The organism is Rhizobium fabae, assembly GCF_003985135.1.
GTDB classification, from domain to species: Bacteria; Pseudomonadota; Alphaproteobacteria; order Rhizobiales; family Rhizobiaceae; genus Rhizobium; species Rhizobium pisi.
The window spans coordinates 80,062-103,232 of the sequence record NZ_ML133663.1; the positions used below are offsets into that span (position 1 = coordinate 80,062).

The following is a 23,171-nucleotide window of genomic DNA, read 5'->3' on the forward strand; positions in this document are numbered from 1 at the left end:
TTTGTATGAAGTTTACGTTTGGGTGCGCAGTAGCGGTGACCGCCGTGGCAAACGGTGCCGCATACGGTCAGAGTGCCACCGAATTGGCGCCAATAGTGATTACCGCGAAGAAAGACGCCACTTCCACGATCGGAAGCCTGCCGGAAGAATATGCAGGCGGCCAGGTCGCGAAAGGCGCACGCCTGGGGGCTCTGGGAAACCGGGATTTTATGGACACCCCTTTTAATGTGACTGGGTATACATCCCAGAAAATCGAAGACCAGGGTGCCCAGACTGTGGGTGAGGTGATGGACAACGATCCGTCTGTCAGAAACACCCACTCCTCAGGAGGGATGTTGGACTCGTTCTACATCAGAGGCTTTCCGGTCGGCGAAGGAAACGCCGGCGAAATCGCATTTGATGGGATTTATGGGATCGCCCCGACCTACCGGGTTTTTACCGAATATGCCGAGCGGGTCGAGGTGCTAAAGGGCCCTACAGCTTTCCTTTATGGCATCTCTCCTAACAGCGCCGTCGGCGGCACCATCAACATCGTTCCGAAGCGGGCGCTCGATGAGGATCTGACGCGGCTGACGACAGATTACGCTTCCGACTTTCAAGGCGGTGTTCATGTCGACGTGTCGCGGCGGTTCGGCGACGAACGGCAATTTGGCATTCGTCTTAACGGCAGTGTCCACGGTGGTGACACGCCTATTGATGATCAGACACGGGACTTTTACGTTGGATCCTTGGCTCTTGATTATCAGGGGGAAAATCTTCGAGCCACACTCGACGTGATCGGACAGCGGGAAACTTTCGACGCCCCGCAGCGTCCCTTCTTTCAAACCACCGGTTTGATCGTGCCGAGCGCACCCCAGGGATCGCTCAATGTTCAGGAGCCATGGGAGTGGTCGAAGAGCGCGGACCGCTCGGTCTTGGGCAGGGTCGAATATGATTTGACGGACGATATCACCTGGTTTGGCGCCGTGGGTGGCGGCAATTCTCACGTGCATCGCCTTTTTGGCCTGCCCACCATCCTGAACCCGGCCGGCGACGTCAGCATCACGCCGCAGAATGCGGTGTTCGACGTCGACAGACTTACGGCAGAAACGGGTATCCGCGCCAAGTTTGACACGGGGCCGATCTCCCACACACTGAGCCTGCAGGCGAGCTATCTCCACCAGAGCCTCGATCGTGCGATCGTTTCAGGCACTGCCCAGCGGAGCAATATGTACGACCCTGTCCGTCGTATCGAGCAGTTCGTCGCCAATCCCAGTTCAGTGCCGAAGGTCTCGGAAGCCAGACTGTCAGGCGTTGGTCTGTCGGACACCTTGTCGATGCTCGACGAGCGCGTGGAGCTCACTCTTGGTGGTCGCTTCCAGCAAATCGACTCGAAGAACTTCAATGCAACGACAGGTGCTGTTTCGTCGTCTTCGGACGAGGACGCCGTCACGCCCCTCGTTGGCCTCGTCGTCCGCCCCTGGGACGAGGTTTCCTTCTATGCCAACTACGCGCAGGGCCTGAGCATAGGCGATACTGCTCCCACCACAGCCATCAATGCGGGCGAAACGCTCGCTCCATACAAGACGACACAATACGAGATCGGTACCAAAATCGACCTCGGACAGATTGCCATGACCGTCAGCGCATTCCAGATCGAGAAACCCTTCGGCCAGTTGGAACCAAGCGGCAACGGCCAGATCTTCACGGCTGGCGGGGAACAGCGCAATCGCGGCGTTGAGTTCAACGTGTTTGGCGAAGTCACGGACGATCTGCGCGTGCTTGGCGGCGTGGTGCTGATGGATGGCGAACTGACAAATACCTCGAGCGCTGCGACCCGCGGCAAGCGCCCGATCGGCGTACCGAAGATCCAGGCGAACGTCGGGGCGGAATGGGACACGTCTTTCCTCGAAGGCCTGACGCTGACAGCCAATGTCATTCACACCGGCGAGCAATATATCAATACGACGAACACGTTGAAGATCCCTTCCTGGACGCGGCTTGACCTTGGCGCGCGCTACAAGACGGAGATCGAACAGAGGCCCGTCACCTTCCGGGCCTCTGTCGAAAACGTCTTCGACAAGGACTATTGGTCTGGGGTCGCAAGCTTCAGCACCATCGCCCAGGGTGCGCCGCGGACCTTCAAGATATCGATGACCACAGACTTCTAAGGTGCTTGAAAGTAGTCAAGGCAGGCTTCACACTGCATCATCGACGATCAGGTGAAGCTTACCTAGAGAACATGTCTCGAGACGGCTTTTCACACGAAATGCCGTCTCGAGATTTCCGGGCGTCAGCACATCGGTGACCGGGCCGAAAGCATGCAGCGTTCCGTGCGCAAGAATGGCGATCTTGTCGGCAAACTTCATCGCCAGATTCAGGTCATGCACCGCGATGATGACGAGCAATCCCTTTTCCTTCGCCAGTGACCTGACATGCCTCATGACGTCGAACTGACGATGGAGATCAAGCGCACTCGTCGGCTCGTCGAGAAGCAGCACTGTCGGCGTGCGGACAACGCATTGCGCAAGCGCGACGAGCTGGCGCTGACCGCCGCTCAACTCCGAAACATATTCGGACGCAAGATCTGCGATTTGCAAGGCGGCCAATGCTCGCTCGACCTCATGGAGATCTACATCAGCCAGCTTCCAGCCGCTGGTCTGCTTGCGCGCCAAAAGCACGGCTTCGAAGACGGTCAAAGCAGCTCCGGTCACCTGATCCTGCGGCATGTAAGCGATCGCCGTTTCGAGATCCTCAACGCCTGCCAGCCGACATTCTCCGGCACCGGGAAGGATGCCGGCTATACGACGCAACAGCGTCGACTTGCCGGCAGCATTGGCTCCGATCAGCGCGATGATTTCTCCCCCGTGGCATGGAGGCAATGATACCTCGCTGAGGACAGGTCGCGCGCCGTAGACCGCCCCCAACGCATTTGTGCTAAGTACTACCACGTTTCCCGCCCTCCCTTCAGGATAAGATAAAAGAAGACCGGCAGGCCTATGACGGCGGTGATGACGCCGATCGGTAAAACCGCGCCGGGCACGAGAACTTTCGCCACTGTGGAACTGGATGACATGATCAGGGCTCCGATCATGGCGCTGGCAGGAAGCAAGTGCCGTTGATCCTCACCGACAAGCATCCGCGCGATATGTGGCGCCACAAGTCCGACAAAGCCGATCGTACCGACAAATGCTACCGGGATGGACGACAGGAGCGATATGAGCACGAGCGTTTCCAGGCGAAGGCGACGAACCGGGATTCCGAAGGATGCTGCGCGGGCCTCTCCGAGCCGAAGGGCTGTCAACTGCCAGCGTCGATAGACGAAGATGGGAATGGTGAGAACCAGAACGGCGGCTGTCACGGCAAGCTTCGGCCAGGTTGCCTTGGTCAAGCTGCCCATCGTCCAGAACACGATGGCAGCAACAGCCTGGTCGTTGGCAAAATACTGGACCATTGCTAATGCGGTATTGAAGCTGAACACCAGTGCGATGCCAAGCAACACGATCGTTTGGACCGAACTTCCCCGCCGCAATCCCACGGAATGGATGATGAGGGCGGATCCAAGCGCCATGATAAAAGCATTGACCGCAACGATATAGTCGCCGGCGACCGGAATGAAGGATAGGCCGAAGGCGAGAGCCAAGGCTGCGCCGAAGCTTGCTGCCGACGAAATCCCAAGAGTGAACGGGCTCGCGAGCGGATTGTTGAGCACCGTCTGCATCTGAACGCCGGCGGTCGCCAATGCCATTCCGACGACAACAGCCATAAGGGCTGATGGCATCCGGATGGACCAGATCACGACGCGCATCTGGGCTTGCGCATCCGCAGGCATCAGCACGGTCTTCAACACATCGCCCAGTCCATACAAGGCTGGACCGGTGGCAATATCGGCGAGGAACACAAGGACGACCGCCGCAAGCAGCAGACAAAGCACAAGGTGCTTTCTGAGACTTGCCAGGCGATAGCGGCCGATCGCATTAACGTGGCCGATGACTGTCTGGGCTTCGGTCATTGTGCTTGGGCATCCAGGCTGACGGCGTAGCCGGGCTGATAGGCGATCGGCAGAAAGCGCTTGTGATATTCAGAAAACGTCTTGCCCGGGTCGAGATCGGCGAAGAGATCGGGGTGGAGCCACTTTGCAATCCATTGGACCGCGATAAATTCGTAGGGGCTGTTGTAAAACTGGTGCCAGATGGCGTGGAAATTACGCTTCGTCTGCGCCGTTGTCCCGGCATAGGCATCCCGCATCGTATACCACTCGAGCTTCTTCCTCGAGGCATCCAGATCTGCATTTGGGCCGACCGGAATCCAGCGGCCACCGGGAACGTAGGCCTGCCAATCGGCGCTGGTGACGATGACATGATCGGGATTGGAGACGACCACCTGTTCAGGACTCAGCTGGCCGAATGTCGAAGGCAGAAAGTCACTGCCGATATTGTGTCCACCGGCCAGGTCGACATATTTGCCGAAATTCTCGGCGCCGAATGAAAGGCAGCAGTCCTCCGTATATCCGCCGATGCGCTCGATGAAAACCTTCGGGCGGTCCGGCTTCGTCTTGGCAAGCACGTCCTCGACCCGAGCGATCGCCTGTTTGCGGAATGCGATCACGTCTTCGGCTCGCTCCTCGCGCCCCATGATCTTGCCGAGCAGCCGGATGGTCGGGTCCGTATTCTGAAGCGGATAGTGCCTGAAATCGATATAGAGGACTGGTATATCGAGGGATGCGAGTTTCTCGATATACTGAGCGTCTTCATTGGCCTGTTTGGCTTCGAGGTTGAGGAGAACCACGTCGGGTTTCTTCACGATCGCGGATTCGATGTCGATCAGACTTCCTTCATTCCCCTTGAAAGTCGGCAATTTCGCAAGGTCGGGGAATTTGTCGAGATATTGCTTGTAGGTCGCGGGATCGGCTTCGATCAAATCGTTACGCCATGCGACGATGCGTTGCAGCGGATCCTCTCTGTCGAGCGATGCGACCAGATAGAGTTGTCTGCCTTCTCCGAGCAGCATCCGGCGGACGGGCAGCTTAACTTGTACATCCCGCCCGGCGATATCCTTGACGGTGATCGTCGTTTGCCGGATCGCGTCAATTTCGGCGCGAGCAGAAATAGCAGTAAGCGGCGTCAAAAACAGGATTATCGCAAACGCGTAGAGGCGAAGGCAGGTCAAAGGGAATCTCCAACAGGTAGGCGCGAGCGTGCAAGGAACCACAGGCCGACGGCAGTAAAGAGGGATGCCGCATAAAGCAGCGAGACGAGAGGGTAAACGCTTGTAAGTCCAAATATCTGGGTCGTGCCCGCTCCGATGGCTATCCCCGCCACGGAAGCAATCTGCTGCCAGGACTGGGCAGCGCCCAGCACCGAACCCTGACGGCCATCAGCCGTGGCTGCGGACATGAGGGCCACGAGGATGGGCGTCGTTCCGCCCAGCAGGCCACCCCAAAACAGATAGATCGCAGCAAAATATTCGACGGAGCGGGTCAGGCCGGCAAGAATAGTAAGCACGGCGCATCCACCGGCAATAAGGATCATCCAACCAAGGATGAAGCTTGCCGGACGCTCGTTGAAAAATTGCGCCCAGAGCGGAGCCGCCACGACAAAGCCGAGCGCCAGAAGGCCATAGCTGAAGCCGGTGACCCAGTGAGGAGCTCGAAAGACCTCAGCCATGTACAGCGCGAAAGGCACCTGTAAAACCATTCGGCTGGCAAGCATCATTCCCGTCAGTGCCAATAGGCCCCCGACAGGCGCCGTCGCTTGCCCCTTGAATGCTTGATTTTGGCGAGCCTGGCCGCGACCGGCTCCGCTCGTTTCTGCCGCAGGCCGAGGCAAGGTCACCCAGGCAGCGACGGCGCAGACAGCGCAGATAAAACCGGCAGTCAGATTGATCGTCGTGAAGGACGATGCGTCGAGGATGAGACCGCCGAGAAATGCGCCACCGAGCGAACCGACATTGGTCGCCACCTGAAGCCAGGTCAGAAGCACCCCTCGGTTACGGCCGCCTGTAATCTGGATGCCGTAGGCCTGGGCCGGCGCGATATAGCCAGCGCAACACCCCTGCACAAACCGCAAGAGCAGGATCAGCCAGACGTCCTGAGCGAAGGAAACGAGGATCTGGGTGACCGCAAGCCCGGCAAGCGCTCTAACCATCATCAGGCGGTTGCCGTACCGGTCACCCATCCTTCCCCACAGGGCGCTGGTAAGAGAGACGCCGACCATTGGGCACACATAGACCCCGATCCCAGCCAATGCGAAGATTCCGCCGGAGGACGATAATTCCTCGATGCGTAGTGGCCAGAATGGACCGCTCATCTCCATGGCTCCCATGGAGATGAGCTGCAGGCCGAAGAGAATACCGAAGACCGGGCCGAAGCCTCGGATAACCGCAATAGTCCCCGTCATGGCGTCTCAGTCAGCGGGTTTGGCAGTTGATGCTCCAGACGATAGTCGCGATACCGCTCGAGATGCATGCGCAAGACGGAACGGGTCGGCCAAGGGCGATGAAGAAACGCCTCCCGCTCTTCCAGCCAAAATTCTTCGGACAGCATGCGGGGCCGCACCCGATCAAACGCCTCTTCCGTCTTCTGCCTCAGGATCGACCATGCGTCGCTGAACCCGAAATGTTCGTTCAGGCAAAGCGCCACTTCATGAAGATGGCAGACGAAGCAGGCATCGATGACGAACGAGCGAACAAGAGCGATGTCGTCATTGAAGGTGGTCGGCAAGATGCCAGCGCGGCTGAACGGTTTCAGCGAATATCCTCGCGCCTCGAACAGGGGGGCAAAGCTCCGGCCATCACCGAAGTCACGAATGAGCAGCCGCTGCGGGCGCCCTGACGGATCGAAGAGTACGGTACTGTTCTGCTGGTGAGCTTCGAAGGCGATGCCGTATAAAAGATACATGGCGATCGTTGGCCTAAGAACGACCTCGACATAAAGGCGAAAGAACGCTGCGGCCGCCGGCTGATCATTGCCCATGCGCGCGACGAGTTCGCAGATCAGCGGCCGGCCGTCGATGGGACTTGCGGCAAGCAAGGCAGCCACGGTGACCGGCATCAGGCCGTCCTTGCGTGCGATCCCGTCGGCCTCGCGATAGACGACGGAGAGGAAGCGGCCGGGATGTTCGTCGCCTGTTTCGGGATGGCGGAGGATCGCCCCCAGCTCTTCGCGGAAGAACTCCAGTTCACCTCCAATGGCTTCGTCGGCTTCGAGAATGTCGGAAATCAAGGTGCTGAGCCTCGGGCCCATGTGAATGGACTTCGCCTGCAAGGTCCGCATTTCGCTCGTCATCCATACGGCGACTGGCAATTTGATAAACGGCCTTGCCTCTTCCAGGTCCGGCAGCATCGTGCGAAAGGACATGGAGGGGATTGTGGCAATCTCCGGTCCATCGAGCAGAAGCACACCGGAAGCGATCTCGTCAGCAAATTCCCGGCGGACAAAATGATCCAGGTGCCAGGCATGAATTGGCAAGGGCAGCCAGTCCGCAGGAGTTTGCCCCCTTTCCGTCAATGCCTTGACCCAGGCTTCCCAGAGCTCGGGGTAATTGTGACGGAACCAGCCGTTGTAGCTGTCGACATGGGGCATCGTCTCCACATAGGCCCAATCCTGTCGAAGCGCAGCTATGCGGAGATTGACGCGCGCGCCGAATTCCGGCGACAAGGCCTCGACCTCCTGCGCCGTGAGGCCGGGCTTCGACTTCCAGGTCGGGTAAAACGGATGTCCCTCCAAGGAGCCCCACTGGTCCAGCATCATGGCTGCCTGGTGCACGGGACGCGTATGCCGAAGATGGGAAATGAAACCAGTGTCGCCGCCAGCGGCTATTTCCCGGCTCAGCGACGCAATCCAGTCCCGGCGGTGACGACGGATCAGCGCATCGTTCTGCATGCTGTTTTCGATATCGGCAAGCAGACGCGCAATCCCATCCGAGGCGGGCTCAACCGACCAGTCCGATGAGCTCTGGGCGACCAGATCGGCAGGCGCTTCCAGTCTTCGCCGCCTGCCCCTGTCATCGATGATCTCGATCGCGCCGCGATTCAACATTGTATTGGCCGGCAAACGCCGCAAGTCTGCGAAATGGAGTACCTTTCTGGCAGACCATAACGGAAGCCATGCCTGTGACCCGTCTGCGGACCAAAGCAAAGCGTCGGGATTGAGAATACGTTCGGCGAGGAGGCATCGCACGAGGCGCGCTAGGGCGTTGTGCCTTGCCTGCTGGTGCAGTTGCGGGTCGAGCGCATCTGTCCCCCCCGCGTGGGAATTGACGGAATTTTCATTCATCCGACTGCCTCCGCCCATTTCAAGGGAACAAAATTCAGAGGAGGTTGCGGCAGATTGCCGTGGTAGCCTCGCGCCCAATGATAGGTCGTTTCGATAGCTGGCACCGGCACATTCAGCCGCCTGGCCATTTCGAGGAGGAGGGCCTGACCGAAAGCAATATCTTCATGAAAGGCGCGGCTTTCCCGATCGATCACCAGACCCGGTCCATCCGGATTGGCAACGAGCGGCGCACGGATTCCGGCATAGGCGCTGTTGGTTCTCAGCAGGGAATACATCGTGCTGTCATCGCCGATCTGGTCGCCATAAGCCTCGATCAACTCTTGCCGAAGCGGCTTTACGCTTGCCAGATCGACCTTGAGCCGCCTTTCGGCGGCGTGCTTGAGCGCCTGATTTTCGGCATCACAAGCTTCCAGCATTTCCGCGCCGGTGCGCGGGCAATCGCTCCACCAGCAGATGGGCTCATCGAAGGGGTGTTCTTCCCAGGGGGCACCGGGGCCAACCAGTCCGTAGAGAACAGCCGGATGCATCAGTGCATTGCCTGGGGTCAGCGTAATCTCGAGATAGTCGTCGAGGATGCTGATCGGCGCTTCGTAGAGCCGGCCGAGTAAATCCGACAGGTCTTCCTTCGCAGCTGCCGCCTCGCGACGATGAAGCGCTGCATATAGCTGAGCCTTTGCGCCGCCCATGCGCACTTCGCTGCCCGCAACGAGATTGTAGGCGGTGTGGGGAACATCCTTCATCCCCCAGATCACAATATTCTCGCGGCCGCCAAACGCAGTCTCGGCAAGCCAGTCGAACCCGCAAAATCCCGGAATGGCTCCGACGAAGACCCGCTTATTTTCCGGCAGATGGGGGGCAATCTGCCGCAACAGAGCCGGACGCGCCTGGGCAGGCTGCGTCACAACGACCAGATCCGTATCGGCAAGCGTTGCGCGGGGATCGATACCGACATGATCAATCCTCGCCGCCAAAACGCTGCCATCGGACAAATTCGCCCGCCAGACCTGCTCTCCATCCGACCATTTCCCGGCGAGGTCTGCCGATGATGTCAGAACGGATACTTCCACGCCGTCGCGTTGTTTGAACAGGACGGCGTTCAGATGGCCGGTTCGCCCGGCCCCGCATATTGTGACCTTCATGCCGCGCGTGCCTGTCCGAAAAGCCACGCATCTAACTGGGCGGCGATCGACGGGTCGAACAGGCCGCGCTTGGCCATCCAGTCGTCGTCGAAGACCGAACCGAGATATTTCTCCCCTCCGTCGGCTACGGTCGTCACGACGGTACCCTGCAACTTACCGGAAGCGATGAATTCGAGAGCCTTGTAGATCGCCCCGCCTGTCGATCCGCCAACGAGCAGCGCCTTGCGACGCGCAATATAACGCGCCGTTTCGAATGCCTGTGCATCGGTAACCTGTACGCCCTCGTCGATGCAGCCATAGTCGAGCACCTTGCCGACTTCGTCGCCGGCCGGCGTGCCGGTTCCGGACTGGTAATAGGGATGTCCCGGTTGTCCGAACACGATGGAGCCCGCAGGCTCCACGGCGATCGTGCGGATCGTGGGCAAGTGCTGCTTGAGCCGCTGCGAAATGCCCGTCATCGACCCGCCGGTGCCGACGCATCCCACGAATGCATCGATGCCGCCAGGAAGTTGCTCCATCAGTTCATCAACATAACCCGCATAACCTTCAGGATTGGCAGGATTGTCGGACTGGTTCATGAACATGGCGCCCGGCAGTTGCGCGCCGAGTTGCGCTGCCAGTCTCTGCCTGGCGACGACAGCGACTTCATCTTCCCTGAAGTCCCCTTCGACGTAGCGGATCTCGGCGCCGATCGCTCGCATCATGCGGATTTTGTCCGGCGCGGCATGATGATCCACGACGGCAATGAAATTCAACCCGAACTCAACCGCCGCCAGCGCCAGGCCGATACCGGTGTTTCCCGAGGACGATTCGACAATCGTGCCTCCCGGAGCAAGCCGGCCATCCTGCAAGGCCGCCACCACCATGCTGCGCGCCATGCGATCCTTCATGGAACCGCCAGGATTGTTCTTTTCTATCTTCAACACCAGTATGGAATTTCGGCTCGGGACCTCGATCGACATGACCGGGGTGCGCCCGATCAATTGAGTCACGTTCGTAGGAAGCATGATGTTCTCTCCTAGTTATCGGGATAGATCGACAGTTCGCCGGCTGCGCTCTTTGTGACGCACAACCGCTTAGGCATCGGGTGCCGATGAAACTCATTTTCCAGGAGGTCCATCTGATAGCCGCCTGTATTGGCCCAGACGAGAAGGTCTTCGGCCTCGGGAACATGGGGAAAGCCAAGCCAGCGATTGCTTAGGACGTCTTCATCAAGGCAGCTATGACCCGCAATGTACGCCCGGAAGGCCTCACCCGCGGGAGCCCGGCCGTTCTGGCGTAGCAGGATTGGATCCACCATGAATTCGGAAGCAAACCAGGTCTCGCAGGCGCTGAAACTGCTGCCTTCGACGAAAATAACGCCATTTCCGCTTCTGATATTCTTCACGCGTGTAATACGGAAAGCTGAAATCGCCGCCTGATCGACAAGGGCGCGCCCCGGCTCCATCGCGAGGGTGAGTTTGTGCCGCTTGAGATAGTCTTCGACTGTCTGGCCCGATGAGAGCAAAGCACCCAAAAAGCAACGAAGCCACGACGCCGCCGATTGCGGACCGCCATAGGGATAAAAGGAAGCCGGAACTTTGCCCGTCCGGTAATCGTCGGCGCTTTGGCGCTGCAGATGTTCGTCCCAGGCCGCCCCAGGCACATATTGTACCGGTAATCCGCCACCGATATCGATCATTGTTGGAGACAATCCACTTGCGCGTGCTTCCTCCACCAGCTTGACAGCCTCCTCAAACGCAACCGCCCGATCCTGAAAGCGGTATCCGCTCAAATGGAAATGTATGCCGTCGAACCGGAAACGATCATCGGCGGCGATGCGGGAAAGGCACGCTCGTACCGTGTCGGCGGCCATGCCAAAACGGCTTTTCTCATGACCTTTCGGCTGCAGTCGCAAAAGGACGGGCTGCTTGGCGCCATTTGCCGGCAGCCGCCCGGATATGTCCGTGAGTTCTTCAGGGCTATCCACCGAGACAAGAGCCCGGATGCCGACGAGTTCGTCATGAAATTGCACCGTCTTTGCGGGACCGGTCGCCACAATGTCTTTACCCCGAGCCCCAAGTTTCACAGCATCACGAAGTTCATAGACGCTCGACACGTCAATGCCTGCCCCTGCCCCAAGTGCGGCGCGCATCAGGGCTGAGGATTTATTGACTTTCGAACCATAATAGATCGCGTGTCCAACTCCCCGATCGTCGAGAACGTGGCGCAGGGCTTCGACATTTGCCGTGAGCTCCGACGGAAGCACGAGGTGAAGTGGAGACCCGTGCTCTTCAAGCCATTTGTGCAGGAGCGGTGCGCTTGCGGTCAGAATGTCAGCAGCAAGGGGGGAGAGAATCGGAGACAACTCCGCTCCCATCATTGGCTTGATGTGGGAAGTCATCCGGCAAGCCTCTCCGAACCATCGAGAGGCTCGTACCACTGTCGAAGATCATCGAGGCTCACATCGCACGCGGGGAGCTCGTCCAAAAAAATGTGCCGGGTGGTTTTGATCGGAAATTTTCGGCGGCTATTGGCCATGTCATAAATGTCGGCCGGCGTGATGGTCTCACCGGCCCTCCAGGCTTCGACGCGTACGCTCCTGTAGTCGAGGAGAACGGTTGGAACTGCACGTAGCCCAAGCCGGAAAGCCACTTCCAAACGGTGATGGCCGTCCATCACGAAAAGCGCGTCCTTCTCCACGATGATCGGGACTGTCCAGCAGCCGGCCGTGGAAATGAGGCCATGAACTTCATCGACCCTGCGTGCATCGGTCTCCTCGGTTGGAATCAACCTGTGCGGGGATAGAATGTGGAGATTCATGGTTTTAGCCACCTTTCGTTGTCTTGATTGACTTAAATTGTGCCGAAAACTTGATTCTTGCACTCATGTTATATCGCACCCTTAACGCGATCATGACAATTCTGTCAACGAAGGGTTTTCACTCTGCCTGACGATTTTTGCAGAGCCCTGACGCTAGGGTTCATGTCGCCGCGGGATGGCTTCTGCGCCCGCAGACGAATGCCAAAACCCGGTCACAATCAGTTTGGACATGCGGAATTGCGCCAAACGCAGGCGTCGTCGCGAGGCGTGGATCCCCTACCTTCCCTTCCCTTACCTCCCTCACCGCCGATCGGGCGATATGATGTCGTCACCCGCGGCGAGAATTTGCGAACATGAAGAATCGATTTTGGGGCCCGGTCTTCCTGCCGTGGCAGGCGTCCTCGCGCTAGGAGGCGGCTATCTCGCTTCGTCCCCGGTCAGGAGAGGCAGCCTGAAGTCTTTTTTGTGCTTGGATCGCAGACTATAGACTGACATGCTGACACGCATAGTCACAGCGCTTTGAAGGGATGAATTCTAACGGGCGGATCAATCTCTTCCCGTTCGCGCGCGATGCCTGGATTGACAACTATCAGATCAAATAATGCGAAAAGTTCATCGTGGTATCGCCTTGCATGGCCTGCCCCGAACATACGGACACCTTGCTCGGCGATCGCAATAATGTCCTCTTCCGCTTCGGCAGAAAGCTTAGAACTCATGACTTGCTGGCACGAGCCATCGCATCAGCAAAGAGTTCATCCTTTGATCGGATGCCGACCCCACTTTGGGCCCGGCCCCGACGAAGCTTTGCATGGCGGCGATCTTGTCGTCGTTTCGCGTCTGGTCGCGTCGGATCAGGTCGCGCACGTAGTCGCTGGCATTTGAATATCGCCCGGTCCTGGCCTGGGCCTCCACCCAATCCTTCATCGGGCCTGGAAGAGATACGTTCATCGTGGCCATTGATAGCCTCCATTTGAAGGCACCATACCGATTTTGGCAAAGTTTGTCAGAGGCTGGAGAGCCTTGATGAGATGCGGTCCAGTTCACTCAATTTCATCAACTTCAATGCCTTAGCAGCGCCTTTCCCGAAAGCAAAGGCCAACGAGGAAACCATCGATCTGGGAAAAATGGACCTGACATCCGATAAGGACATCCAGGCGGAAAGCAACCTGATCCCGCTGCCGGTCGCTGCGGGTGACAACGGGCGACCATAACGTCTTCTACGCAGCATCTCTCTCGTCGGCCTGCATTTGCTGCAGACGCTGAGCGATCCAGCTCCCCCGATCTTCAGCCTAAGTAACATGAATTCTCCTTGGCAACATTGTACGCCAGCAAACATCCAACTTGTTGAGGCACGCCCTGAAGTCCCGCCTCTGCCTAAAGCTCGGTCAAAACCCCGGCCGTCTTTACTGCATGATCAAGAACGAATTGCAGCTTCGCGGCGTGCCCAAAACCCGGCTCATCCGGCTGCCCTACTCGCACGGCGTTTGCAAATCGCTGGAAGTTGGTGATGACAGGTTCAGCCTCGATCTTGCGCCAGATTGCCTTGTCGGCGTCGGCGCCTTCGCAGGTCTTGAGTGTCGAGCCTTCAGGCGTATGCACCACCTCCAGCGCACCCTTGTCTCCATGCAGGCGCAAGCGCAATTCATTCAGATGACCGGTCGCCCAGCGCGTGGCGTGGATCACCCCGGCCGCACCGTTTTCGAGCTCAGCCATCATCAGGAAACTGTCATTCGCATCGAGGTCGTATTCCCCGATCCGGTTTCCGGGACTCTTGTCGAAGACTTTAAGATGCGCCGCCGCCGCCTTGACGTCGCTGCCTGCGGCAAAGACCGCAAAGTCGAGAATGTGGATGCCGACATCGCCCAGCACGCCATTGGAACCGTGCTTTGTCGACAGTCGCCAAAGCCATTGCGATTCTTTGGTCCAATCGCCCCAGGCCTTGGAGACCAGCCAGCTCTGCAGATACGAGGCTTCGAAATGGCGGATTGCGCCGAGACGGCCGTCCAGCACAATCTTTCGCGCAGCTTGAAGCGGCGCCACGTTGCGATAGGTAAGGTTCACCATTGTGACCTTGCCGGATGCCGCCGCGGCGTCGGCCATCGCTTTGGCTTCGCCATAATTGACCGCTAGCGGCTTCTCACAGAGGACATGCTTACCCGCTTCGAGTATCTTCATTGTCGTGGGATAGTGGAGCCGGTCCGGCGTGACGTTGCTGACCGCGTCAAAATCCCCCCAGGCAAGGGCGTCATCGAGCGAGGTGAAAGTCAGGGGGATCCCATGCCTGTGCGCGAACGCCCGCAGCCGGACTTCGTCCGGATCGACAGCGGCAACAATTTTTACGTCGGCGATTTCCGAAAAATTCATGGCGTGGGTATTTGCCCATCCTCCTGCTCCGAGAATGATCAAGCGCATTTTTGTCCTCATGGTTGTTTACCGAAACGTTTTAGCAGCCCAAAACCTCAAGATCACCGACAGCGTCCGCTGCCCGAGAAATGTGTCAGTTCCTCAGCGATAACCGGCTTCGCCGGCCTGGTGCAGTTTCGGGCCGCGTTCGACGATCGGCTCCAGTGCCTTTTCTACCGGCACATTTGGAGCGTCGGTGATGCCGGTCAACGCCCCCTGCGGGTTATAGGCCCACTTCACGCCGTTGATCAGCACCTTCTGGACATTGGCGTCGTGATAGGTCGGATAGGTCTCGTGGCCGGGGCGGAAATAGAAGATGTTGCCGGCGCCGCGGCGCCAGGTCAGGCCCGAACGGAACACTTCACCGCCCTGGAACCAGGAGATGAACACCGTTTCGAGCGGCTCCGGTACGGAAAACTGCTCGCCGTACATTTCCTCGTTCTCAAGTTCGAAATGCTCGCCGATGCCGGCGGCGATCGGATGGCGCTGGTTGATCGTCCACAGGCGCTCGCGCTCGCCCGCCTCGCGCCATTTCAGCGCGCAGGGCGTGCCCATCAGCCGCTTGAAGATCTTGGAGAAATGGCCGGAATGCAAGACCAGCAGGCCCATGCCTTCCCAGACGCGCTTGGCGACGCGTTCGACGACGACGTCGGACACCGCGCCATGATCCTTGTGGCCCCACCAGGTCAAAACGTCGGTTTCCTCAAGGCGCGCTTCGCTCAGCCCATGTTCCGGTTCCTGCAGCGTCGCCGTGGTCGCGGAAATGTCGGGGTCGGTATTCAGCGCATTGGCGATCGTGGTGTGCATGCCCTCGGGATAAATGCCCCGAACGATTTCATTGGTATTCTCGTGGATGTTTTCACCCCAGACGACGGTGCGGATAGTCACGTTGTTTGCTCCTGGTAGTTGAATGGAACAGGGTCTTGTTGGGAACACAGACCCCGGGAAGATCAAGCAGCCTGCATCGTTACCCGCTCCAGCGCCCGGCCAGACCGGTCGAAACGGTGGACATGACCGGCAAGAGGCGCAAGGCCCAGAACCTGACCCGGATCGTGACGAGAGACGCCCGCCTCCCGCACGATAAGCGGCTCATCCGCCCCGATATCCACATAGACGAAGCTATCGGAGCCGAGGATTTCCGAATGAATGACCGTGCCGGTCCAGATCGGCTGCTCGACCGTGATGCGAACATGCTCCGCGCGCACACCGATCGTATGGCTGTCATAGGGTTGCGCCAGACCGCCCGACAGGAAGTTCATTTTTGGCGAACCGATGAAGCCGGCGACGAAGACCGAATTCGGGCTTTCGTAAAGTTCGAGCGGCGTGCCGATCTGCTCGACGACGCCGTCTCTCAACACGCAGATGCGATCAGCCAGTGTCATGGCCTCGACCTGATCATGTGTCACATAAATCATCGTCGTGCCGTGCATGCTGCGATGAAGCTTCGCTATCTCAAGCCTCGTCGCGACGCGAAGCGCCGCATCGAGGTTGGACAGCGGCTCGTCGAACAGAAAGACCTTGGGATCACGCACGATCGCCCGGCCGATGGCGACGCGCTGACGCTGCCCGCCGGAAAGCTGTCGCGGCAGGCGATCCAAATAGGGCGAGAGCTGCAGCATGCCGGCGGCATGTTCAACGCGCCGGCGGCATTCCTCCCTGGTGCTCCCGGAAAGTTTCATGCCGAAAGCCATGTTGTCGAAGACCGTCATATGCGGGTAGAGCGCATAGGACTGGAACACCATGGCGATCCCTCTCTTGGACGGCGCGTGCCGGTTCACGGTCTGGCTGTCGAAGGAGAGAGTGCCTGAGGTGATGTCCTCAAGGCCGGAGATGAGCCGCAGCAGCGTAGATTTGCCGCATCCCGAAGGCCCGACGAACACCATGAACTCGCCCTTGCGGATGTCCATCGTTACGCCCTTGATCACCTCGAAGGCGCCGAAGCTCTTGCGGATATTCTCCAGTCGGATTTCTGCCATGTCCTACTCCCTCAACCCTTCACGCCGCCGGCGGTCAGCCCGGAAATGATCCGGCGCTGGAATATCAAAACAAGCACGACAACCGGCACGGTAACGATCACCGAAGCCGCCATAATGTTGCCCCAGGGGATTTCAAACTCGCTGTTTCCCGAAAGCAGGGCGATGGCAACCGGCACGGTTCGCTGCGTATCGGACGACGTGAACGTCAGCGCAAAAAGAAATTCGTTCCACGCAGCGATGAAGGCGAGCAGTCCGGTCGTCACCAGCGCCGGCAACATCAGCGGCATGAACACCTGGGTGACAATGACCCATGGCGAGGCGCCGTCGACGATTGCCGCCTCCTCGATCTCGATTGGCAATTCCCGCATGAAGGTCGTCAGCACCCAGACGGTGAAGGGGAGCGTGAAGATCATGTAGGAGAAGATCAGCGCGAAGGGCGTGTTGAAGATGCCGATCCAGCGAATGAGTTCAAAGAGGCCGGCAAGCACGGCGATCTGTGGAAACATCGACACTGAGAGAATTGTCAGCATCAAGAGTGCCCGCCCACGGAAGTGCACCCGTGCCAAAGCAAACGAAGCGGTGATCGAAAGCAACAGCGATGCCGAAACCACGATGCAGGCGATCATCGCGGAATTTGCAAGACTGCGGCCGAAACTGCCCTGGCCCATTACGGAAGCATAGTTGCCGAAAGAGATCGAGGTCGGCCAGTAATCGACTTCGAAAAGCGCAGTGCCGGTTTTGAGGCTCGTGAGGATGGCATAATAGAATGGGAACACCGCAATGATGACGATGATCGTGACCAGCAGATAGAAGAGCGTATTCTTGACGATCGAAAGCAGCATCAGCGCTCCTCCCCGCCGAGCCTGACGCGGCCGAGCCAGATATAAAGGATGGTGACGGAGGCGATCATGAGGAAAAGCACCGTAGACGCGGTGGCGCCATAGGCGAATTTGTCGAAGTCGAACAGGTTCTCCCGCGCCATGACCGACATGGTCTTGGTCTGCGCATTGTTGGGCGTCAGCACATAAATCAGGTCGAAGATGCGCATCGCATCGAGCATCCGGAAGATCACGGCAACCATGATGGCCGGCCGGATCAGCGGCAGCGTCAGACGCCAGAAAACCTTAATCGGATTGACGCCGTCGATCTTGGCAGCTTCGTAAATGTCGCCTGGAACCATCTGAAGTCCGGCCAGCATCAGAAGCGCCATGAAGGGCGTCGTCTTCCAGACGTCGACGATCAGTACGGCGATCATCGCCGTTTGCGGATTCGCGGTCCAGGCAATCTTCTCGCTGATCAGGCCGAATCCGAGCAGAACATCGTTCAGAATGCCGAACTGATCGTTGAGCATCCAGGCCCACATCTTGGCCGAGACGATGGTCGGGATCGCCCAGGGAATGAGGATTGCGGCGCGAACAATTCCACGTCCGACGAACTGTGCGTTCAGCACCAGCGCGACGATCAACCCGAGCACAGTCTCGATCGCAACCGAAAGGACAGTGAATTTGGCAGTGTTCCAGACGGCATTCCACCACACCGGATCGGCAAGCAAACCGCGATAGATGGTTTTTCCGCTTTTCAGCGTCACCCACGACAAATAATTGGCAAAGCCGACGAACTGCGCATTGCCAAGGTGGTTGAGCGACGCATTCGTAAAGCTGAAATAGATCGTTCTGAAGAGCGGCCAGCCGGCGACGATTGCCAGGATCAACAGCGTCGGCGTAAGAAAAATCCAGGCCGACCGGATGCGCTCGGATCGCAGCTCCGTGGAGGCCCTGAGACAAGAAACCTTGGGTTCAATTGCTTGTGAAACTACGATTTCAGTCATGAAACGCCTATCCCCTGATTAGTCGCCCGGGACTGACCGGCGACCTGACGGTCGCCGGTCCCGATATTCACCAGGCTTCGCCCTTGAGGGTCGTGAGGTCGGCTTCGAGGAGCTCCAGGTTCTCGGCGGCCGAACCGCTGCCGGACAGCGTATTGTGCACCGCCGTCCAGAACTTCGAGGATACTTCGTTGTACTTTACCTTGGCTGTCGCCGAAGGACGCGGAACCGCGTCCTGGAAAATGGGTTTCCAGTTCGGCATGAAGGGCTGTGCGGCGGCAACATCCTTGTCGTCATAAAGGTCGGTCAGCGTCGGCAAATTGGACAGCTCGATTGCACGGGCCTTTTGAACGTCCTTCGACGCCAGGAATTTTACGAGCGCGATGGCTGCTTCCCGCTTCTCGGAATATTTCGAAACCGCCAGGTTCCAGCCGCCGAGCGCTGAGGATGGCTTGTCGCCGGCGGCCGCGACCGGCAGCGTCGTCACGTCGAACTTGCCTTTCACGGCGCTGTCGGCGCCGTTGCCGAGAGAATAGGCATAGGGCCAGTTGCGCATGAAGACGGCATTTCCCGTCTGCCAGACACCACGGGATTCTTCTTCCTGATAGGCCAGCACGCCCGGCGGCGAGATCGTGCCGATCCAGCCCTTGGCGCGATCCAGCGCTGCTGCCGCCTTGTCATTGTTGATCGAGATCGTCCCATCCGGCTCGACGATCTGGCCGCCGCCCGATGACTTCACCCATTCCAGCGCGTTGCAGGTCAGTCCTTCGTAGGAGTTGCCCTGGAAGACATAACCCCAAAGGTCCTTCTGCCCGGCCTGACGTTCTTTGTCCTCTATCTCTTTGGCGGTTGCGGCCATCTCGTCCCAGGTCTTCGGCGGCTGCTTGCCATATTTCTCGAGCAGATCCTTTCGGTAAAACAGCGCCGGAGCATCGGTAAACAGCGGTAGCGCCACGAGCCGGCCATTGACAGTCTGTGAGGCGATGATCGACGGGAAGAATTGGCCGACCACATCCTTGGTGGCCTCCTTGAGGTCGATGAACTGGTCGGCGAGCTGCGGCGCCCAGATGACGTCGGTCTGATAGACGTCGATGTCCTTGTTTCCTGCCGCAAGCCACAGGCGATATTGCGAGAACTGCTCGCTGCTCGACGATGGCATCGTGACGAGCTTGACCTGATTGCCGGTGTCCTTCTCAAAAATTGCGAGCTGCTTGTGAAGGAATTCGACGTTTTTCCCCGTGGTATTGGCGGCAAACGAAATTTCAGCAGCGTGGATCGAGCCGGCAGCGGCCATGACGCCAAGCGCGGACAAAGCCAGAGCAAACTTCATCATAATCTCCTCCCAGAAATTGAAATCGATTTGGCAGCCAGACCATTGCAGAAGGAGGCGGCGGCGTCAAGACGCATTTTAGCGCCTTATAGTTGTATTTAGGCGCCATAACCGTTGATAATATCGAGCCAAAGGCGCATTTTTGATCTTAAGGATCGGCAATTTAACGTTACGGAGTTGAAAACTGGTCTGCCCCCATCGGGTGATCCGGGTTTAATGTTAGTGCATGCTGGGTTTGACCGCCACTGCTGGCGTTGAAGCTGGGCCGTTCTGACGCGGCCACACGGTGGCTTCAGGTGCCGGTGGCTTGTAGTTCAGTGACGAGTGCGGACGCACGGTGTTGTAGTGTCGCCGCCAGCCCTCGATGATGATCTTCGCTTCCTTGAGCGTGTAGAAGATTTCTCCGTTGAGCAGTTCGTCCCTGAGCTTCGAGTTGAAGCTTTCGCAATAGCCGTTCTCCCATGGGCTGCCCGGCATGATGTAAGCCGTTTTGGCACCGACCATTGCAATCCATTCCCTCAGCGCCTTGGCAATGAATTCGGGACCGTTGTCAGAACGAATATGCGCTGGGACGCCGCGCAGGATGAAGAGATCGGAAAGGACGTCGATGACATCGACAGCTTTCAGCTTTCTTTCCACCCTGATGGCGATGCATTCCCGCGTGAACTCGTCGATCACGTTTAACATGCGGATTTTCTTTCCATTGTGCGTGCGGTCCTCGACGAAATCGTAGGACCAGACATGGTTGGGATATTCCGGCCGAAGCCGGATGCACGAACTGTCGTTCAGCCAGAGCCGACCGCGCTTGGGTTGCTTCGAAGGTACTTTCAGCCCCTCACGCCGCCATATCCGCTCGACCCGTTTGACGTTCACGATCCAACCCGCCCGGTGCAGTATCGCCGTAATGCGACGATAACCATATCGGCCATATTGGAGGGCGAGCGCTGTGATGTCGGCGGTCAATGCCGCTTCGTCATCTGGTGTCTTTGCGACCTTGCGCTGCGTAGAACGATGCTGGCCGAGAACCCTGCATGCCCGTCGTTCGGACACGCCCAGCTCCTCGGTGACATGGTCCACGCACGCACGACGGCGGGCGGGGCTTAGAAGTTTCCCCTGGCAGCCTCCGCCAGGATCATCTTGTCCAAGGTCAGATCGGAAACTGCCCGGCGGAGGCGAGCGTTCTCGGTCTCCAATTCCTTCAGACGCTTCACCTGATCGCCCTTCAGGCCACCGTATTCTGCGCGCCAGCGGTAATATGTAACTTCCGTTACGCCTATCGACCGGATCGCCTCCGCCATCGATTTGCCCTGCGCATTCAGCACGTCAACCTGACGAAGCTTCGTGACGATCTCTTCTGCCTTGTGTCTTTTCGCTGCCATTTCAATGTCCTTCTTTGGCTCATAAGCCATACTTCAAAAAGGATCACTTTTCAGGGGGCAGGCCAGGGCTGAACTCAATGGACAATGTCAACACGGTCTCCGTTGCGGTTAACGATCTTACCATTCAGTATAATTCGCTGAAGGTCATTGACGGGCTGAACCTGTCCATTCAACGCGGCGAGTTCCTCGTCCTTCTAGGGCCTTCGGGATGTGGTAAATCCACTCTCCTGAATTCCATTGCAGGGCTGATGGATATCATGGACGGGGAGATTTGGATTTCCGGACGAAATGTAACTTGGGCACAGCCCAAGGACCGCGGGATTGCCATGGTCTTCCAATCATACGCGCTCTATCCCCATATGACAGTCAGTGAAAATCTCTCCTTTGGTCTAAGGGTTTCTGGGCTACCCAAAGGCGAGATCAAGGAACGGGTGGCGGAAGCCGCTCGCCTCCTCCAGATTGAAAGTTTGATGAATCGCAAGCCGTCCGAACTATCTGGCGGCCAGCGGCAGCGCGTCGCGATCGGTCGGGCGCTTGTCCGCAAAGTCGACGTTTTTCTCTTCGACGAGCCGCTTTCCAATCTTGACGCAAAATTGCGGAATGAGTTGCGTGTCGAATTGAAGAAGCTTCACCTCGCACTCGGCAATACCATGATCTATGTCACGCACGATCAGGTCGAGGCGATGACTTTGGCGGATCGTATAGCCGTGATGAAGGGAGGGATCATACAGCAGCTTGGATCACCTGAAGAAATTTATCAGTATCCAAGCAACCAGTTTGTTGCCGGCTTCATTGGCTCGCCCATCATGAACTTCATAGAGGGAGAGATTGGACATGTTGAAGGTGTGCCGCGCTTTTACTCAGATGGCTTGGTGATTGACCTTACCAACTACAGATTCTCGCAAGAAAAGGTCTCCGGACGGGTAATTTTGGGCGTGCGCTGTGAGAATATACGGCTAGCCAAATCCAGTGCGGAAGCAGTTCAGCACGGCACCATTGATTTCATTGAAACGCTTGGTGCTGACACGGTGATCTGGGTTCAGACCGGCGCCAATCGGTTCGCGATCCGAATGCCTGGGACGAGTAAGTTCGAACGTAATTCTTCAGTGAAGTTTGTTATCGATGCGGCCCACGTCTCGCTATTCGACGCGGAAACAACGATGCGTCTTTGATAGTGGCATTAGACACATGCCGTGGCGGTGCACGGCCACGAGGCGAACTACCCTTACGGAGCCCTGTCCTTTCGAACCGGATTCGAGGTCGCGTTCGGCTGACTTGGTTACCGATTTCGATGGCGCTTGCTCAGTCGCCAAGCGGGTGTGCAGACGATGAGCCGGTCTGCATTTCGGCTGCGCTTCTAATCGACGCGGCAGATGCACATCCGGGCATCGATGTTTGCAGTGCTATCCGGATCGAAGGCTGACCAGAAAGGTAGAATATGAAAACGATTAAGGGCCCGGCAATCTTTCTTGCCCAGTTTCTGGGCGAAAACCCGCCATTCGACACACTCGACAATCTCGCCGCATGGGCCGCATCGCTCGGGTACAAGGGGATCCAGGTCCCTACCGATCCGCGCCTGTTTGATCTCGACATTGCCGGACGGTCGAAAGCATATTGCGACGATGTTCGTGGACGCATTGCCGAGCATGGTATCGAGATCACAGAGCTTTCAACGCATATCCAGGGGCAGCTGGTGGCCGTGCATCCGGCCTACGACACCCTGTTCGACGGCTTTGCGCCAGCGCATCTGCGTGGAAATCCAGCCGAACGGCAGCAATGGGCGATCGGTCAACTGAAATCTGCCGCCAAGGCGTCGGAATATCTGGGCCTGAATACTCATGCGACGTTTTCTGGCGCACTGGCCTGGCCGTATGCCTATCCATGGCCGCAGCGTCCTGCAGGTCTCGTGGAAGAGGCTTTTGCCGAACTTGCCGGGCGCTGGACTCCGATCTTGAATGCGTTCGCCGCCAGCGGTGTCAATCTTTGCTACGAATTGCATCCGGGGGAAGACCTGCACGATGGCGCCACTTTCGAGCGGTTCCTGGAGGCAACGGGTTCTCACG

At 58.1% G+C, this 23,171-nt stretch carries 20 protein-coding genes and 2 pseudogenes; 4 read left to right on the top strand and 18 right to left on the bottom strand.

Going from position 1 to position 23,171, the window contains the following annotated elements; all coding sequences use genetic code 11:
• Positions 1-5: 5 nt before the first annotated feature.
• On the top strand, positions 6-2,150 hold the full coding sequence (locus tag EFB14_RS29910; RefSeq protein ID WP_126830225.1) for a TonB-dependent receptor: 2,145 nt from the start codon (positions 6-8) through the stop codon (positions 2,148-2,150).
• Between the two features lie 27 nt (positions 2,151-2,177).
• Here the strand turns inward: EFB14_RS29910 and EFB14_RS29915 are convergent, their stop codons facing one another.
• The 11 genes and pseudogenes from EFB14_RS29915 to EFB14_RS29965 form a co-directional block, all read right to left on the bottom strand.
• Positions 2,178-2,930, bottom strand: a complete 753-nt coding sequence (locus EFB14_RS29915) for an ABC transporter ATP-binding protein (RefSeq protein ID WP_126830227.1) — start codon at positions 2,928-2,930, stop codon at positions 2,178-2,180.
• Positions 2,924-3,991 carry a FecCD family ABC transporter permease gene (locus EFB14_RS29920; protein WP_126830229.1) on the bottom strand — a complete coding sequence of 356 codons (1,068 nt, stop codon included), beginning with the start codon at positions 3,989-3,991 and terminating at the stop codon, positions 2,924-2,926. Before EFB14_RS29920 ends, EFB14_RS29915 begins: the two co-directional genes overlap by 7 nt.
• Complete coding sequence (locus EFB14_RS29925) at positions 3,988-5,148, bottom strand: ABC transporter substrate-binding protein (RefSeq protein WP_126830231.1); 1,161 nt, start codon at positions 5,146-5,148, stop codon at positions 3,988-3,990. Before EFB14_RS29925 ends, EFB14_RS29920 begins: the two co-directional genes overlap by 4 nt.
• The gene (locus tag EFB14_RS29930) at positions 5,145-6,377 is read right to left on the bottom strand and encodes an MFS transporter (RefSeq protein WP_126830233.1); all 1,233 of its coding nucleotides are present in this window, start codon (positions 6,375-6,377) and stop codon (positions 5,145-5,147) included. The genes EFB14_RS29925 and EFB14_RS29930 overlap by 4 nt, the downstream gene beginning before the upstream one ends.
• Positions 6,374-8,254 (bottom strand): IucA/IucC family protein, encoded by a 1,881-nt coding sequence (locus tag EFB14_RS29935; RefSeq protein WP_126830235.1) that lies wholly within the window; start codon positions 8,252-8,254, stop codon positions 6,374-6,376. Before EFB14_RS29935 ends, EFB14_RS29930 begins: the two co-directional genes overlap by 4 nt.
• Positions 8,251-9,393, bottom strand: a complete 1,143-nt coding sequence (locus EFB14_RS29940; RefSeq protein ID WP_126830237.1) for an NAD/NADP octopine/nopaline dehydrogenase family protein — start codon at positions 9,391-9,393, stop codon at positions 8,251-8,253. The genes EFB14_RS29935 and EFB14_RS29940 overlap by 4 nt, the downstream gene beginning before the upstream one ends.
• Positions 9,390-10,400 (bottom strand): cysteine synthase family protein, encoded by a 1,011-nt coding sequence (locus EFB14_RS29945; protein WP_126830239.1) that lies wholly within the window; start codon positions 10,398-10,400, stop codon positions 9,390-9,392. Before EFB14_RS29945 ends, EFB14_RS29940 begins: the two co-directional genes overlap by 4 nt.
• Positions 10,401-10,411: 11 nt before the next feature.
• Positions 10,412-11,776, bottom strand: a complete 1,365-nt coding sequence (locus EFB14_RS29950) for a Y4yA family PLP-dependent enzyme (RefSeq protein WP_126830241.1) — start codon at positions 11,774-11,776, stop codon at positions 10,412-10,414.
• Positions 11,773-12,195: a ParB N-terminal domain-containing protein gene (locus EFB14_RS29955; protein ID WP_126830243.1), complete on the bottom strand. Its 423-nt coding sequence runs from the start codon at positions 12,193-12,195 to the stop codon at positions 11,773-11,775. The genes EFB14_RS29950 and EFB14_RS29955 overlap by 4 nt, the downstream gene beginning before the upstream one ends.
• Before the next feature lie 515 nt (positions 12,196-12,710).
• Positions 12,711-12,911 (bottom strand): annotated as a pseudogene (locus tag EFB14_RS29960) (type II toxin-antitoxin system RelE/ParE family toxin); the annotation flags it as partial.
• Positions 12,908-13,152, bottom strand: a pseudogene (locus EFB14_RS29965) (type II toxin-antitoxin system ParD family antitoxin). The pseudogenes EFB14_RS29960 and EFB14_RS29965, both read right to left, overlap by 4 nt.
• 71 nt (positions 13,153-13,223) lie before the next feature.
• Between EFB14_RS29965 and EFB14_RS29970 the strand changes: the two are divergent.
• Complete coding sequence (locus tag EFB14_RS29970) at positions 13,224-13,406, top strand: hypothetical protein (protein WP_126830247.1); 183 nt, start codon at positions 13,224-13,226, stop codon at positions 13,404-13,406.
• Positions 13,407-13,569: 163 nt separating this feature from the next.
• Here EFB14_RS29970 and EFB14_RS29975 read toward each other — a convergent pair whose 3' ends face one another.
• The 7 genes from EFB14_RS29975 to EFB14_RS30005 all read right to left on the bottom strand — a co-directional run bounded on the left by EFB14_RS29975 (position 13,570) and on the right by EFB14_RS30005 (position 21,108).
• Positions 13,570-14,607: a Gfo/Idh/MocA family protein gene (locus tag EFB14_RS29975; protein ID WP_126830249.1), complete on the bottom strand. Its 1,038-nt coding sequence runs from the start codon at positions 14,605-14,607 to the stop codon at positions 13,570-13,572.
• A gap of 93 nt (positions 14,608-14,700) precedes the next feature.
• Entirely contained in the window at positions 14,701-15,486 is a 786-nt protein-coding gene (locus tag EFB14_RS29980) for a ThuA domain-containing protein (RefSeq protein WP_126830251.1), read from the bottom strand.
• A 62-nt stretch (positions 15,487-15,548) separates the two neighbouring features.
• A complete protein-coding gene (locus tag EFB14_RS29985; protein ID WP_126830253.1) occupies positions 15,549-16,574 on the bottom strand; it encodes an ABC transporter ATP-binding protein in 1,026 nt (341 codons plus the stop codon).
• Positions 16,575-16,585: 11 nt separating this feature from the next.
• On the bottom strand, positions 16,586-17,416 hold the full coding sequence (locus EFB14_RS29990; RefSeq protein WP_126830255.1) for a carbohydrate ABC transporter permease: 831 nt from the start codon (positions 17,414-17,416) through the stop codon (positions 16,586-16,588).
• The gene (locus EFB14_RS29995) at positions 17,416-18,402 is read right to left on the bottom strand and encodes a carbohydrate ABC transporter permease (protein WP_126830257.1); all 987 of its coding nucleotides are present in this window, start codon (positions 18,400-18,402) and stop codon (positions 17,416-17,418) included. Before EFB14_RS29995 ends, EFB14_RS29990 begins: the two co-directional genes overlap by 1 nt.
• 67 nt (positions 18,403-18,469) lie before the next feature.
• The gene (locus EFB14_RS30000; RefSeq protein WP_126830259.1) at positions 18,470-19,732 is read right to left on the bottom strand and encodes an ABC transporter substrate-binding protein; all 1,263 of its coding nucleotides are present in this window, start codon (positions 19,730-19,732) and stop codon (positions 18,470-18,472) included.
• Between the two features lie 216 nt (positions 19,733-19,948).
• Positions 19,949-21,108 (bottom strand): IS3 family transposase gene (locus EFB14_RS30005; protein WP_126830261.1). Its coding sequence is split into 2 segments (ribosomal slippage): positions 19,949-20,844 and positions 20,844-21,108, totalling 1,161 coding nucleotides; the frame shifts between segments, so codons are not numbered across the junction.
• A gap of 77 nt (positions 21,109-21,185) precedes the next feature.
• Between EFB14_RS30005 and EFB14_RS30010 the strand changes: the two genes are divergently transcribed.
• On the top strand, positions 21,186-22,280 hold the full coding sequence (locus EFB14_RS30010) for an ABC transporter ATP-binding protein (RefSeq protein WP_126830263.1): 1,095 nt from the start codon (positions 21,186-21,188) through the stop codon (positions 22,278-22,280).
• Positions 22,281-22,546: 266 nt separating this feature from the next.
• Positions 22,547-23,171: sugar phosphate isomerase/epimerase family protein (locus tag EFB14_RS30015; protein ID WP_164737610.1), on the top strand; the 625-nt coding region annotated here is incomplete at its 3' end.

What these genes read in the sequence shown, in the direction of transcription:
- EFB14_RS30010 (WP_126830263.1), top strand. Translation starts at nt 21,186, where the DNA reads ATGGACAATGTCAACACGGTCTCCGTTGCGGTTAACGATCTTACCATT.
- EFB14_RS30000 (WP_126830259.1), bottom strand. Translation starts at nt 19,732, where the DNA reads ATGATGAAGTTTGCTCTGGCTTTGTCCGCGCTTGGCGTCATGGCCGCT.
- EFB14_RS29940 (WP_126830237.1), bottom strand. Translation starts at nt 9,393, where the DNA reads ATGAAGGTCACAATATGCGGGGCCGGGCGAACCGGCCATCTGAACGCC.
- EFB14_RS29910 (WP_126830225.1), top strand. Translation starts at nt 6, where the DNA reads ATGAAGTTTACGTTTGGGTGCGCAGTAGCGGTGACCGCCGTGGCAAAC.
- EFB14_RS29970 (WP_126830247.1), top strand. Translation starts at nt 13,224, where the DNA reads ATGCGGTCCAGTTCACTCAATTTCATCAACTTCAATGCCTTAGCAGCG.
- EFB14_RS29955 (WP_126830243.1), bottom strand. Translation starts at nt 12,195, where the DNA reads ATGAATCTCCACATTCTATCCCCGCACAGGTTGATTCCAACCGAGGAG.
- EFB14_RS29930 (WP_126830233.1), bottom strand. Translation starts at nt 6,377, where the DNA reads ATGACGGGGACTATTGCGGTTATCCGAGGCTTCGGCCCGGTCTTCGGT.
- EFB14_RS29920 (WP_126830229.1), bottom strand. Translation starts at nt 3,991, where the DNA reads ATGACCGAAGCCCAGACAGTCATCGGCCACGTTAATGCGATCGGCCGC.
- EFB14_RS29950 (WP_126830241.1), bottom strand. Translation starts at nt 11,776, where the DNA reads ATGACTTCCCACATCAAGCCAATGATGGGAGCGGAGTTGTCTCCGATT.
- EFB14_RS29945 (WP_126830239.1), bottom strand. Translation starts at nt 10,400, where the DNA reads ATGCTTCCTACGAACGTGACTCAATTGATCGGGCGCACCCCGGTCATG.
- EFB14_RS29975 (WP_126830249.1), bottom strand. Translation starts at nt 14,607, where the DNA reads ATGCGCTTGATCATTCTCGGAGCAGGAGGATGGGCAAATACCCACGCC.
- EFB14_RS29985 (WP_126830253.1), bottom strand. Translation starts at nt 16,574, where the DNA reads ATGGCAGAAATCCGACTGGAGAATATCCGCAAGAGCTTCGGCGCCTTC.
- EFB14_RS29935 (WP_126830235.1), bottom strand. Translation starts at nt 8,254, where the DNA reads ATGAATGAAAATTCCGTCAATTCCCACGCGGGGGGGACAGATGCGCTC.
- EFB14_RS29995 (WP_126830257.1), bottom strand. Translation starts at nt 18,402, where the DNA reads ATGACTGAAATCGTAGTTTCACAAGCAATTGAACCCAAGGTTTCTTGT.
- EFB14_RS29990 (WP_126830255.1), bottom strand. Translation starts at nt 17,416, where the DNA reads ATGCTGCTTTCGATCGTCAAGAATACGCTCTTCTATCTGCTGGTCACG.